The sequence below is a fragment of the Paenibacillus sp. MER 99-2 genome (assembly GCF_023714095.1).
Lineage (GTDB): Bacteria > Bacillota > Bacilli > Paenibacillales > Paenibacillaceae > Paenibacillus.
Genome location: NZ_JAMAUZ010000006.1, coordinates 200,548 through 214,846, shown reverse-complemented (window position 1 = coordinate 214,846; position 14,299 = coordinate 200,548). Strand labels below are relative to the sequence as shown.

10 protein-coding genes are annotated in these 14,299 nt (G+C 44.4%); 2 read left to right on the top strand and 8 right to left on the bottom strand.

The window, feature by feature from the left end; genetic code table 11:
* Window positions 1-150: 150 nt before the first annotated feature.
* A complete protein-coding gene (gene fabF / locus M3636_RS22420; protein ID WP_251384078.1) occupies window positions 151-1,389 on the bottom strand; it encodes a beta-ketoacyl-ACP synthase II in 1,239 nt (412 codons plus the stop codon).
* A 131-nt stretch (window positions 1,390-1,520) separates the two neighbouring features.
* Here fabF and M3636_RS22415 point away from each other — a divergent pair, with 131 nt between their 5' ends.
* Both M3636_RS22415 and M3636_RS22410 read left to right on the top strand, forming a co-directional pair.
* The gene (locus M3636_RS22415; RefSeq protein WP_128100401.1) at window positions 1,521-2,384 is read left to right on the top strand and encodes a helix-turn-helix transcriptional regulator; all 864 of its coding nucleotides are present in this window, start codon (window positions 1,521-1,523) and stop codon (window positions 2,382-2,384) included.
* Between the two features lie 194 nt (window positions 2,385-2,578).
* Complete coding sequence (locus tag M3636_RS22410) at window positions 2,579-3,253, top strand: response regulator transcription factor (protein ID WP_128100400.1); 675 nt, start codon at window positions 2,579-2,581, stop codon at window positions 3,251-3,253.
* 24 nt (window positions 3,254-3,277) lie between these two features.
* Here the strand turns inward: M3636_RS22410 and M3636_RS22405 are convergent, their stop codons facing one another.
* The 7 genes from M3636_RS22405 to M3636_RS29825 form a co-directional block, all read right to left on the bottom strand.
* The gene (locus M3636_RS22405) at window positions 3,278-6,553 is read right to left on the bottom strand and encodes a response regulator (protein WP_251384077.1); all 3,276 of its coding nucleotides are present in this window, start codon (window positions 6,551-6,553) and stop codon (window positions 3,278-3,280) included.
* Between the two features lie 88 nt (window positions 6,554-6,641).
* Window positions 6,642-6,947 carry a PAS domain-containing protein gene (locus M3636_RS22400; protein WP_251384076.1) on the bottom strand — a complete coding sequence of 102 codons (306 nt, stop codon included), beginning with the start codon at window positions 6,945-6,947 and terminating at the stop codon, window positions 6,642-6,644.
* A gap of 76 nt (window positions 6,948-7,023) precedes the next feature.
* Window positions 7,024-9,018 carry a methyl-accepting chemotaxis protein gene (locus M3636_RS22395; RefSeq protein ID WP_251384117.1) on the bottom strand — a complete coding sequence of 665 codons (1,995 nt, stop codon included), beginning with the start codon at window positions 9,016-9,018 and terminating at the stop codon, window positions 7,024-7,026.
* 394 nt (window positions 9,019-9,412) lie between these two features.
* Window positions 9,413-10,252: a MetQ/NlpA family ABC transporter substrate-binding protein gene (locus M3636_RS22390; RefSeq protein ID WP_128100395.1), complete on the bottom strand. Its 840-nt coding sequence runs from the start codon at window positions 10,250-10,252 to the stop codon at window positions 9,413-9,415.
* A gap of 65 nt (window positions 10,253-10,317) precedes the next feature.
* Window positions 10,318-10,986: a methionine ABC transporter permease gene (locus tag M3636_RS22385; protein ID WP_251384075.1), complete on the bottom strand. Its 669-nt coding sequence runs from the start codon at window positions 10,984-10,986 to the stop codon at window positions 10,318-10,320.
* A complete protein-coding gene (locus tag M3636_RS22380) occupies window positions 10,976-11,806 on the bottom strand; it encodes a methionine ABC transporter ATP-binding protein (protein WP_251384074.1) in 831 nt (276 codons plus the stop codon). Before M3636_RS22380 ends, M3636_RS22385 begins: the two co-directional genes overlap by 11 nt.
* Window positions 11,807-11,975: 169 nt before the next feature.
* Complete coding sequence (locus M3636_RS29825) at window positions 11,976-14,249, bottom strand: outer membrane protein assembly factor BamB family protein (RefSeq protein ID WP_251384073.1); 2,274 nt, start codon at window positions 14,247-14,249, stop codon at window positions 11,976-11,978.
* Window positions 14,250-14,299: the final 50 nt, after the last annotated feature.

The window sequence follows — 14,299 nt, the reverse complement described above, 5'->3', positions numbered from 1 at the left end:
GAAAATTTTGCATACAAAAAAACAGCGACTGCCTTGTGTGGCAACGCTGTTTTTTTCATTTAATTACTTGAATGTTACTTCTAATTGCCCGAATGTTACTTCGTCTCGTAGTTTCGTTATCTCGTCAGTTGGTTGAAGAAATTCAACAACTCAAGCCTCAACCTTTTGAAACACTAATACCGCGTTATGTCCACCAAAACCAAACGAATTGGACATCCCGATCTTCACATCGGCCTCTCTGGCCTCATTAGGAACATAATCCAAGTCACATTCAGGGTCTGGCTCTACCTGGTTAATCGTTGGTGGAATAACCCCATGTCTCAACGTCTGAATGAGAGAGATCGCTTCCGCACCACCAGCCGCACCGAGCATATGTCCAGTCATCGATTTATTCGCAGTCACTGGGATCCGATAAGCTGCTTCGCCAAACAGCTTCTTGATCGCCCGGGTCTCGGAAAGATCACCTGCTTCTGTGCTGGTCGCATGTGCATTAATGACATCCACATCCTCAGGTTCGAGATGAGCGTCCTTTAATGCAGCCCTCATTGCCAAAAACGCTCCTCTTCCTTCCGGATGGGTGGCAACCATGTGGTATGCGTCTGAACTCGCGCCATAACCAACAATTTCAGCCAGAATATGAGCACCTCTAGCAAGCGCATGAGACAACGATTCTACCACGACAATGCCAGCACCCTCAGCCATCACGAAGCCATCTCGACCTGCATCAAACGGACGACTCGCTGCCTTCACCTCTTCATTACGCGTAGATAATGCCGTTGCGTTAGCAAAACTCGCCAATGCAACTTCAGTCACAGCAGCCTCTGTACCTCCTGCAAAAATGACGTCAGCTCCGCCATGTCGAATTAACCGAAAAGCTTCTCCAATCGCTGTATTACCGATAGAGCAAGCGGTCACTGGCGAGAGCGTTGGCCCCCAACATCCAAATCTCATGCTGATCATCGATGCCGCCATGTTCGAGATCATCATCGGTACGAGGGTAGGACTGACTCTTCCCGGACCTCGCTCCGTGAGCAGGTTGCTTTGTTCAACCAAGGTCTGGATTCCTCCAATGCCGGAACCAACATATACACCTACTCGCTCTCGTTCTAGCTTCTCCAGATCCAGACCCGATTGCGTTAAGGCCTGTTCTGCTGCTGCAACGGCAAATTGGGTGAAGCGATCCATACGGCGAGCCTCTTTACGTCCGAATAGCTGCTCCCCATTAAAGTCTCGAACCACACCTGCCATTTTAGATTTATATTGTGTCATGTCATACGTATCAATAAGTGAAATTCCTGATTTGCCCTCAACAAGGCTATTCCAAAATGGTTCCACTTCATTCCCCAAAGGAGAGATAATTCCCATTCCTGTAATTACAACACGCTCCATCTTCTTTCCCTCCAGCATGTATACAAAATTAAGTTCGATTTAATATTGTCATGGGTGTTATCCTATTACAAGTTGTTGTTTATCCTAGTATAATGACCACTAGGATAATGGATTAGATGGAGGGTGAACTCGTGAATCATGACGCTAGGCTTCAAGCTCTATCTTCATTTATGAAAACCCAGCGTGCCAAAATATCGCCAGAATCCGTCGGTCTGCCTATGGGCACTCGGCGAAGAACACCTGGTTTACGGCGGGAAGAAGTAGCTCAACTAGCCGGAGTAAGCACCACTTGGTACACCTGGCTGGAACAGGGACGGGATATTCAGGTATCTCATTCCGTGTTGGATAATATCTCGACGGCTCTCAGGTTAACACCAGATGAACGCAAATATTTGTTTTCGCTAGCATTGGAGCATCAGGCAGCAGCACATATTGCAGAGGAAGAACCACTGCAGATCAGTCCACCATTGCAACGGATTCTCCGTGATCTGGAGCATTGCCCAAGCATCATCTCTGATCGGCGATGTTACATTGTTGGATGGAACGATGCAGCGAGACATGTATTTATTGATTTTGACCTCATTCCACTTGAACAACGCAATATGATTCGACTGTTATTTGAACGTAAGGAGTTCCGTAGACTTGCTGTGAACTGGGAGCATTTTGTTAGCGGGTTTCTGGCGATTTTCCGCGCCTATTATGGTCAGTATGTAGAGGATGAATGGTATAATTTGTTTTTGGACGAGATGATGGATCAATATCCAGACTTCCGGACACTGTGGACACAGAGTAGTGTCAGCAGTGCCCCTGACGTTCTCATTGAGTTTAGACATTCTAAGGCAGGCAAGATGTTATTTGACCTTACCTCCTTACAAATTCATGGCAGTTCTGATCTACGCTGTAGCATCTATACACCTGCAGCGGATACAGCTACTGAACAGAAGCTCATGCATCTCATGGAGCGTGATCCGAGAATCCTCGGAGACTCATTATAACCAGACTTGATGCTACTCTCACACCAGCGTGGCTCTAATTAATATTAAAATCAACTAGAATGAAAACTACATTTCGGATAGCGTCCATCCCATCCTTGACATCATCCCCTCGTAAGTATAGATTATCAGGTAGATTAAGGTGCATTTAGGACAGTTAGCCCACTTCCACATCGTGGATTTTAGAAAGGAACATCATGACCAAAGTGCTTATAATAGAAGACGACAATATGTTAGGTGACACATTATCCCTGTATCTCCAAGGGGAAGGATATGACGTAATTCGTGTCGATAACGCAAGAGATGGTCTTCTACAGCTTCAAGCGCTGCCTGATATCATTCTTCTTGATTTAATGCTCCCCGACTTGGGAGGTAAGAACCCTTGTCTGCTCATTCGAGAGCATACAACTACACCTATGATTGTCATCTCATCGTTAACCGATATCTCTGAACGAATTCGTTCCTTATCCGATGGAGCCGATGACTATGTATGTAAACCCTTTAGTATGCAAGAGCTCAAGGCACGCATAGAAGCTGTGCTACGACGAACGGCTATACATCACAACTCCATCATGTCTAAGGAGCAGACGGGAATCTCTCTTGATTTGGAACGCAGAACGATTCTGCTCAATCATCGGAAGATTGAAACTACGTTCTCTGAATTTGAAATTATGAAGCTCTTTGTCCTTAATCCAGGCAGAGTATACAGTCGCTATGCCTTAATTGAAGCCATCCGTGGTTTGGATGCTTATATTAATGATCGTACCATCGATGTTCACATTGCCAAATTACGCAAAAAAATCGAAATCAACCCAAAAAACCCCCAATATATTCACACGATCTGGGGGGTGGGATATAAGTTCACACCATAATATTAACTATTCGCTATAGCTGCTTCACCATGGTAAAGACGCAATGATCATATCAATCTCTTGTTGCACCCGCTCTAGCTGTGCAGCCACATCGGCTCTAGGTGACAGATTAACTAAACATGTCTCCAGTTCAAGAACATGGTTCAATAACTTTTCGGCATGCAGGTTCGCAGCAACGCCTTTGAGTGAATGAACATTGCGAATCGCATCATCCAGCCGATGGTATTGAAGCTGCATCTCCACCTTTTTCTGAAATAAACTATACTCCGCCTTGAACTTCGTAAGCGCATATTGTAAGATATGCGGCTTCTCGCCCATCTGGTTAATGGCCTGCTCTACATGCATACCTCTAATCTCTTTCAACCCTTTCAGATTGATCCATATTGTTAATTTTTCTGTGATTTGTTGCTCATTAATGGGTTTAAGTAAGATGCTATTCATTCCCACTTCAAGACATTTCTCATAATCGCTTTTTAACCCATTTGCCGTTAGCGCAAGGATCGGCGTATGATCATACTGCCTAATCTGACGAATTTTCCGTGCCGTATCGAACCCATTCATTTCAGGCATATACAGATCCAGCATAATGAGTTTCCATTTCTGTTCATCCAGCCTCTTCATGACTTCTTGTCCATCGGCTGCCAAAGTGACTTCAAACCCCATATGTTCAAGTGTTGCGCGTATGGCAAGTTGGTTAATTTCATGATCTTCTGCAACTAAAATATGTCCTTTATGATGTATAGGCGAATCACCTAGATCATTGTCCATTCGTTCTTGCTCCGACGCCCCATTTCCTTGAAGCGTAAGCAATGCTTCAAATAAGCCTAAACGTGTGAGTGGTTTGAAAAGCATGATATCTAGACGGCTTAAATCGCCCTCTTCCCACATATCATGCTCGCTGAACGGATGGGTATATCCGAGCACCTTGACTTTTGTCCGATCAATGTTTGCAATAAAGCGGTTCCAATCCCTCTCGTTGCCCCTCTCTATGATGTCCATATCAATCATGAATAGCGCATATGTTCCATCCTGATTAGAAGTAAACTCACGACTTGCTGCTATTTCAGGTAGTTCAGGATATGACACGGCATGAACACCAAAGGAATGCATCATCTGAATCAAGCTTTCACCTAGTCGTTGATTATCTTCAATGATCGCCGCACCCATCATAGGCTGCAGTTGAGGATACATGCGAAGGAAGAAATTCTCTTCCGTATCCGCCAAATCCAGTACCAACTCGAAGGAAAAACGACTATATTCTCCCTGTACACTGTCTACTTGCAAAGTTCCTCCCAATGAGCTCACGAGATGATAACAGATGGTTAACCCTAGACCCGAACCTCCATATTTTCGGTACGTTGATGGATCTCCCTGTGTGAAGGGTACAAATAACCGCTCCATGTGCTCCGGTGCTATACCGATGCCCGTATCCTCTACAACAAACCGAACAAGCGCTTGCTCTGTATCCAGCGATATGAGCTCAGCCTGGACAAGAACATGACCATGCTCTGTGAATTTGATTGCATTGCTGAGTAAATTCAACAGAATCTGTTCGAGCCGCACCGGATCACCCAACACACGCAATGGCAGATCTGGATCTGTATTGAAGATGACATCTATATTTTTGTACCCCACTGCCGCACCGGCTTGATCAGCAATGCCTTTGAAGAAGGTTTCCAGAAAAAAGGGAACCCTCTCAATGGTCAGCATGCCTGCTTCAATTTTGGAAAAATCCAGAATATCATTCACCAGGGTAAGCAGGGATTGGGAAGACGAATTAATTTTATTCAGATACTCCATCTGCATGGTGTTAAGACCTGTACGTTGAAGCAATAATGTAAAACTGATGATGCCGTTAAGCGGAGTACGAATCTCGTGGCTCATTAATGCGAGAAAATTGCTTTTTGCCTGACTGGCCTCGTCAGCCTTCAAGCGTTGAACCTGATCTGTGATATCATGAAACACACCCTTGATCCGCTCTGTAGAGTTCACCATCTGAACGGGATGTAAGTGCACCCGGTAATGTTGTAGCTGCCCTTCTCCGAGCCTCAGGCTAAGCTCCATCTCTTGAGAAGACTGATTATACAAGGATTGTTGCAAAAGTAACGACCAGTTCTCCAACTCTTCAATCGTAATCAAGTTCTCAAGTCGCTGTGCGAAGACCTGTTCCTTGCTGGTCTGAAGCGCATCGAGAAAACGTTGATTCACTGACACAATGCGTTTCTCCGCATCAAATCCGACAAACCAATCCTGTGAGACACGCTCCAACGTTCGATAACGCTCTTCACTCTCTTGAACTCTTCGTTTCACGGCATGATGTTCCGTAATATCAAGCCCGTGACCAATTATATATTTCACTTCGCCGTCTTCCAGTAGAGGCTGTATCTTCACAATCGCATAATGACCCCTATATTCAAACTCATAGAATAAGGACTCTCCTTGCCAAGCCCGCTCATATTGTGCAATCAGAAAATCCATTTTTTCCTTAGGTAGAAGGCTCGCTCCTCCACGTTTGTTCTTTTCCATTACACTTTTCATATCCAAGCCCATGCGGGAGAGCATCTCCCCTTCTAATACAACATATTCAAAATTAGCGTTTCGCTTCTGTATTTTAAAGGCAAAGCCAGTCTGCATACGCAGCATCTCTAGCATTTCCCGATCATTCTGAATAACAAGTAGGCGATAATTATGGTTCTGATTAAGATAATGCAAAAATAACGAAACTAATAAAATACACGCACTCTGAAATGACAAATGAATGCTCAAAATGGGCAGAGACAGTGACTGTATTTCACCTACAGTGAAGATATACACCGAGTTCAGCAGCACTGCTCCACATATCCATTTCAGCACAAAATGCCTAACATACTTGAAGATCAGACATATAACGATGACAAAGAGGATCTCAATAATTAAAAATTCCAAATTACCGAATTGAGGGGTAACACCAATAGCTAATCTGAGGCTTAACATTAACGCAAAAGTGACAAACGCAGAAAGACTTCCTCCAAAATAAGCGGCTAAAAAATAAACACTTGCTCTAAAGTTTAATAATGAACTATCACTGATCTGAATCGTAAAATAATACAAAGCCGTACCAAGAACACTATAAAGAACACCAACAACCATTCGATTAACAATGAAAGAAACACGCTTCGTACTCGTCTGGTTCGTATAATAATGTGTGAGAAAAACGAAGATCAGAATCAACGTAATATTCAGTACAAGATCGCGTAGCAATAGGTCACCGTCCATATCGCGGATTCTGGTATTTGCAAACGTGAACTTGACTGGATTCACGTTTGCAGCTTCCAATTAAACAAATCATATTATGCCAATCTCTCTTAATCAATTAAACTATTTTTAATCTTAACCTCTATATAACCACTTACTTACACAAGTCATTGAAAATAGTAATATAAAAGATAGAATCGTCTAAATAAACAGAGGTTATTGTGACTTCTGCTTCCCAAATCTCCTGGTTGGTTCTTGCAATTTGAGCAACACCAGACCATGTTTGATTCCCTCTCCAATGTGTATCAATTTCCAAGCGAGCAGGCTGCCCAACCATGTGCTCCCTGGTACAACCCGTTTTGGCTTCATAGATGGAGTTCACCTCCAGAATTACACCATGTTCATCAGTAATCATGACAGCATCCTCTAACAATAAAAAAGTTTTAAGTTCTAGTTGCATCGCAACTACCTCCCTTGATGTAACATGATGTAAATGAACTTATCCTGCGGAGAACACGCCAATATCCTATATGGATTTAATACTTAAATTTTTGAATGAGACCTTGTAAGTGCTCAGCCATAGACGTTAAGCTGCGTGCTGATGATGAAATCTCCTCCATCGCTGCTAGTTGCTCCTGTGACGAGGCCGCAACTTCTTCGGACGTTGCCGCATTAGCTGACGCAATGCCTGCCAACTCTCTAGAGATCGCTGCTACTTCCTGCACACCGGCTGTAATCTCCTGTGACGTTGCGGCAATTTCTTCAATCTGTGGTGTCGTATCTCTCATGCTACTCAAAATGTATTCAAACTTCTGAATGGCTTCTGTTGAGATGGTCATGCCATCACCCACCTCTGTTGTTACCTTTGCCATCATCCGAACTGAGGCAGCCATATCCTCCTGAACCGCATTGGTGAGGGCGGTGATCTCACTCACGGATTGTTGGGATTGTTCAGCCAACACGCGTACTTCACCCGCTACAACGGCAAAACCGTTACCATGCTCGCCTGCACGAGCAGCTTCAATTGATGCATTAAGAGCAAGCAGATTTGTCTGCTTCGCTATATTACCGATCAGTTCTGTAATCGCAGAAATCTGGTTAGAACGTTCATGTAATGCCTGAACCAGTTGATTCGTCTCTTCTACGGTGTTCTGAATGGAATGCATCTGGCTAACGGTCTGTTTGACCGCTTCTCCGCCTTCTTCCGCTTGAATCGTTGTATTCTTCGCTAAATCGGCGACTCGCATAGAGCTTTCTGAGATACGAGTAATGCCTACCGTCATTTCGTTCATCGCTCCATGATTATGTTCGATGCCACTGGTCTGTCTCTCTGCACCGCCCGCAATTTCCTGAATGGCTCGTGCAACCTGCTCACTGGCTGCACTGGTCGATTCTGCACTCTGTGTCATTTCCTCTGAGGAAGCAACAACCTCGCTTGCGCTTTTCTCGACATTTTGAATCAACAATCGTAGATTGCTCTGCATTTTTCCAAACGCATCGCTCAGCTCGCCGATCTCATCATGACTTGTACTAACAATCGTCTGGGTAAGGTCCCCCTCACTCACTTGGATCGCTTGGTCTTTCAGACGGCGAATCGGTCGAACGATAGAACGCATCACCAGCAAGATAATGACACAGCCCACGATAAGACAAGCTGAAATAATAATCATCATACGCTGCAAAATAGGGGCAGCCGCAGTATCGATTTCAGAGGAGTACATCGTTCCAGCCACTTTCCACTCTGTTGATGCATTGGTATCGAAATACATAATTTTCTCATCTTGACCAAAAGTATAGTTGAATTGCCCCGACTTATTCTCATACACTTGTGTCCACATATCTTCTGTGGCATCTGCTCCAGCAGACAGAGTTGGATGATAAATATACTTTTTACTGCTATCCAGCAAAATCATATATCCCTGTTCTCCCACCTTAATCCCGCTAACTAAACTACTAATGTCAGTCAAATCCAGATCCAACTCAACCACACCAGATCTGTCACGAAGCGCCTTTGCAATGGTGATGGTAACCTCATTTGTTTCAGCAGAAGTATACGGATCACTTACAATGACTTCATCCGGGTTTCCCATCGCTTCGATATACCATGGTCTTGTTCTTGGATCGTAGCCCTCTGGCATGTTCAGATCAGATGACTTTAGGAAGGCACCTTCCTCTGTCCCCAAGCCGATCATAATAATATCTTTATTCTGACCCGCATAGTCTTTCAATTCGTCAACCATCGATGTCTCAGCATCTTCTTGACCCTTCATTCCGGTAAGCTTATCTGCATAGAATTCAATGTGATTACGCTTCGCATTTATTACAATATCAATGGTCGAATTCGCCAAATTAACGTTCTCTGTAGCACTATGTAAAATTTGTTTTTCTATTTCGGCTCTTGCATTGTTATATGCTAATATTCCAACCAGAAACGAAGGTACGACCAAAAATGCAATTAATGATAACGCCAGCTTGGCCTTAAAGTTTTTATGAATTTTATGAAATGAAATCAACTTCCTCTTTATTTTCACCAAGTTTCTCTACCTCTTCCGACATTTATTTATTTTAAATCGTTTCATCCATTCGGATGTACCTTCTACTCCTTTCTTCTGGACATGACAGCACCCGTTCTACTAGACGTACTACATCCATAGAAAAAATAGGTCTAACAACTGCAAAACGACACTTTTCTCATCGAAAAATCTCTTGTTTTTCGCTTTTCCTAATGCTTAAGAACTATTTTTCCAAGCTAATTATAAGAAAAAGTTATTAAATAAAGTAAATTCGTGATATGACTAAAATGTTAAGTTTTTAAACACTTATTAACAAAAGTGTCTATCTTCTCAATGATCAAAAAAAGACCTGAGCATCAGCGCTCAGATCTTTAAGTCTGTTGTATTAAATTTATGTGTTCGGAGTCAACCCTTATTCAAATGCCGGAATTGCGATATCAGCATAGTTCTCTTCGAAGAACGCTTTTACCTCAGGGCCAGCCATACGTTTCGCCAATTTCTGAATGGCTTCAGAGTCTTTATTATCTTCACGAGCAACCAATGTGATGGCAAAATGAGAATCATCCTTCTCCGTGAAAAGTGCATCCTTCTTCGGCGTAAGCCCCAGTGGACTTGCATAAGCAGGTGTCATCGCAACCAGATCTGCATCATCTAACATACGAGCCAGCATCAACAGATCCACTTCCTTAAACTTGAAGTTCTTAGGATTTTCAATAATATCCGATGGTGTAGCATCGAAGCCTACGCCCTCTTTGAGCTTAATCAAACCATTCTGCTCCATCATGACCAAGGAACGTCCTATGTTCGAAGGATCATTGGCAATCGCAACCGTTGCTCCATCCGGCAGTTCATCCATTGACTTGTATGTTTTGGAATAAGCACCATAGATCGCATTGTAGATAGGTTGAACGCCTACCAGATTGGAGTTATGCGCTTCATTATATTGAGTCATATAGGGCAAATGCTGGAAAAAGTTGGCGTCCACCTCTTTGTTCGCTAGCGCTGTATTCGGCTGCACATTATCAGACAAAACTACAACTTCCAGATTCACACCATCTTCTTTCAACAAAGGTTTTACAATGTCCAACACATCCGTCATCGGCGGAATCAATGTAGCCACTTTCAATGTAACTTCCTGTGTTGCCCCGTTATCTGTGTTCGTTCCTTCCGCCGCAGGTGCTGCTTCCTTCTGACCGCAACCGGCTACTACAAGCATCACTGCAAGCAGTGTGAGCATTAATTTCGCTTTCATTTCATCATTAACCCCTTCATTATGTAGTCTGTGTGTGACATGTTCATTTCGACCTCATTATACGCTCAAGATCGACGATCAAGCCAGCGTGATAACCTGCTGCCTGCATATTGAATCGTCTGTACCAAGATAATCATAATGATAATCGTAAATACCATAATATCCGTTTCGTACCGCTGGTAACCATACCTAATCGCAAAATCACCAACACCGCCGCCTCCAACGATACCCATCACTGTGGAGTAGGAGATAAAACTGATGGTCGCCGTCGTAAGACCCAATACAAGGCTTGATCGAGCCTCTACATATAGAAATTTCACAACAAGCTGTAAGGTTGATGCTCCCATCGATGTTGCAGCTTCCACGACGCCTTTGGGTACATCGAGCAACGCCTGTTCAACGAGCCTAGCGTAATAAGCAATGGCAATGACCGATAGTGGAACAGATGCCGCAAGTGTACCGATAGACGTGCCCACCACAATCCGTGTGAACGGAATCATGAATACAACGAGCAGCAGGAAAGGAAACGAACGAATAATATTAACCAGGCTTCCGAGAATCGTAAACAACGGTTTATTTTCGTATCGCTGACCCCTTCTGAACAAATACAGCAACGTTCCCAGAGGCAACCCGATCAGAACAGCTGCCCCAATGGAGATGCCGACCATGACAAAGGTATCTCCGATCGCTTGCCATATCTCATCCTGATATTTGATCACGGATTCAGGTATCATGCTTACGTCCCCCTTGTTCCGTGTGACCTGAGACTGAGCCAGTCCACTCTGGCTTACTCTCCGCCTCATCATACAACAATAATGATGTCAGCATGTCGGGCTGAGGTTCTGGAATGCTCTCGACCTCTGCTTCAGATAATGTTCTGATGATACGCCCTTCTCTCATCACCGATATTTGATGGCAGAGCCTGCGTGCAACCTCCATCTCATGGGTAACCACAACAATCGTCACACCTAGTGTCTGGTTCACATGACGAAGTACATCCAGAATTCCATTCGTGGTCTGCGGGTCGAGTGAGGATGTAGGCTCATCGCAGAGCAGGACACTGGGACGACTAGCAAGCGCTCTGGCAATCGCCACACGTTGCTTCTGACCGCCGCTTAACTGTGCAGGATACTGCTTCGCTTTATCCTCAAGGCCGACAAATCTCAAGACCTCCATGCCCCGAGCAGTCCGCTCAGAACGGGATGACCCACCTGCCAGCTCCAAAGGCATACAGACATTACCAATCACAGAGCGATTGCTGACCAGATTAAAATGCTGAAAGATCATCCCGATGGATTGACGAGCTTGACGAAGATGTTGTTCGCTCATCCCCGTAAGATTCTGCCCATTCACAAGTACATCGCCTTCATCCGGTTTCTCCAGCCCATTAAGCAGCCTTAGCAGCGTAGATTTGCCCGCACCACTGGCACCGATAATGCCATGGATCTTGCCTTGTCCTATCTCAAGCGAGACAGAGCTTAACGCCTCGAACCCCTGATCTGCACGTTCGCCCCGCTCGTAATAACGTTTGCTTACTCCGTATAATGAAATCATGGAGATTCCTCCCGCGATTAATCGTGCATGGTTCTTCGCGAACACATGAAGAAAGCCCGCACAGCCGATAACCGGAGCGCGAGCAATCCTGTTTATTTATAATAAATCAACATCAACTGTGAGACAACCCTTAAGGCTATTCCTATTAATGAGAGTTCATAAGAGATAGTTATTGAACAACCTCTGTTAATAAGTCTTGTGATTTATATAAACTGAATCGCCCATTGGATGAGCCGATATAGACTTCATCTCCAATATGATTTATTGCTCCGTTCTTCGCTTGTCGTTCTCTGTGCTCCGGCTCTCCTGTTACAATATCATACACTCTGCCTAATAGTTCTCCATTCTGTGCGTTGAAGACGAGCAGATCTGCCCTCATGGGAAGCAATAATTGATCATCAATGAGCGTGTAACTCCCCTGATTGATAGGGTGCCGCACCGCTCCTAATGTCTCCTTAACGCTCCAGCGTAATTTCCCCGTCTTATAATCCAGTGCAGCAGGAGAGCCATTCATAATCACGTATACTTGTTCATTGTCTACAAGGCCACGTTCAATCTTAGCGTTCACACTCCAACGCTTCTGTCCACGCTGTGGATCATAGAGTGTTGTTGTGAAATCTTCGTATTCACCGTACTGACTCCCTTTTTTATTTTCACGAATCAACACCATCCCATCGTTCAATACCTCGATCTGTTGTTCGTGTTTAGCAGGGAAATGTTCCCGCTTTTTGCCTGTATTCAAATCCACCAGCGTCCACTGATCTGCGAGCAGCATCCAACGTTCAGGTCTTGGGCTCTGAAAAGGGTCTATACGATATATCCCATCAAAGTATGGATTGTTCTCTGGGTGATCTACCGTAGACTTCTTAGCTACGATATTCCAAACGACACGCCCTGTTAAGGGGTCAGCAGCCGTCAATTTCCCTTTATCCCAATAGAGCACATAAGGATCTTCTGCACGCTGGTTCAACAATTGGTAGTCCTTGTTAAGCTTACGTGTCCACAATAGCTTGCCATTCTTACTATGAAGTACGGATAGATGCCCACCATTGGAAGTTTCGCTCAAACGACTATCCACAACGACCACATTTTTCGCTGCCGTTATATAGTTCACTTCATATCCCTGCTTAGGATCGAACCCCCACATCACCTTACCATCATTCAGTCGGAGATGACGGACACGATCATTGTAGCTTTTCTTATCCGGATCATAATCTGTAAATATGGTAACATGCTCACGTTCAATATCCATCTGAGCCTGCTGTATACCATAACCGGCATTGACCTCCCATAGCTTCTCTCCAGAATGTCGATCCAGAGCATACATTGAACTTTCGTAATGGTTACCACTTAATCCACCATCGTCACCTTCCATTAAAAGCACATCCTCATTCGCCGCTTGAAGGAAGGTATAATTAATTCCGCCCTGGTTCGTCCAGATCGGCTTCCATGGCAGCGTCGCTGGCAGAACTTTGGCGTCTGTCTTGTTCGTGTATTCATACTCTTCACCGGTACTAAAATAATACTTATCCCAACTGTAAGTCTGTCCACCCTGTAGAATACTCCATTGTGTTCGAGCAATCTTACCCGCTTGGGTAAAGGTAACAAGAAACTGACGATCCTCACGTTCATAGCGCCAAGTCTCGCCAATACTCATCTTCTGGTATGTATCGGAGAGATTGCTTGAATGCTCTTTCCAATCCGGTTCACCAAGCCACTGCTTCACCTGCTTGGAAGTTGCTGCCTTATTGAACTTTAGAAAGGTTAGATGTCTGATCGCTGTAGTGGTCAACGCCGAATTCTGCTGGAGCCAACCATCCTTTATATGTTCATGCTGGTCAATATCCTCTGCCTTAACCCAGAGCAGTGGCGGAAGGTACTCCAAACTATTCTTCGTCCAGTTGCGCGGCGTTATTGAGACACCATACCATCCATTCCATTTTTTGATTAGAAATGCTTCTTCAGCACCGATTGGCCAGCTTGTTTTGCTCCCTGGAGATATATATAATTTACGGCCTGGATGCAGTTTGAAAGTCTGTGGAGTGACCGCTTCAATACTACGACTCTCTTTCGATGCATACCACGCCGGGAACCACACCGTTCCCCGATTCTCATCCTGAACCTTAATCCATTCCCCTTCTGCAGATCGTACCTTCCATTTCTCCATGTGGGTCGTGTACGATTGTAACTTCACGCTGTCCAGATCTTCACGGCGCTCTACTCTCTGGATGAACAAAGGTGTATTGGGCACAACCGTAACGGCTTCTCCCTGTTTATAACTAGCTTGGGTAGGCTTAGCTTGTGTTACTGTAATTGAGCTTGGTTCCCCTTCAACATCCGTGCGATTATCCAGTAACCCACAGCCTGTAACGAGCATGAGGGATACACCCATGACTGTAACCCATGGATACCTTGCTTTTACTCCGTTTGGCCCAATCTTCACGATGTTCACTCCACTCAAATAGAAGTTATTTCCATTAAAGACGTTTTGAA

Coding starts and splice junctions, on each gene's coding strand:
- fabF (WP_251384078.1), bottom strand. CDS start 1,389: ATGGAGCGTGTTGTAATTACAGGAATGGGAATTATCTCTCCTTTGGGG.
- M3636_RS22385 (WP_251384075.1), bottom strand. CDS start 10,986: ATGATACCTGAATCCGTGATCAAATATCAGGATGAGATATGGCAAGCG.
- M3636_RS22390 (WP_128100395.1), bottom strand. CDS start 10,252: ATGAAAGCGAAATTAATGCTCACACTGCTTGCAGTGATGCTTGTAGTA.
- M3636_RS22380 (WP_251384074.1), bottom strand. CDS start 11,806: ATGATTTCATTATACGGAGTAAGCAAACGTTATTACGAGCGGGGCGAA.
- M3636_RS22410 (WP_128100400.1), top strand. CDS start 2,579: ATGACCAAAGTGCTTATAATAGAAGACGACAATATGTTAGGTGACACA.
- M3636_RS22400 (WP_251384076.1), bottom strand. CDS start 6,947: ATGCAACTAGAACTTAAAACTTTTTTATTGTTAGAGGATGCTGTCATG.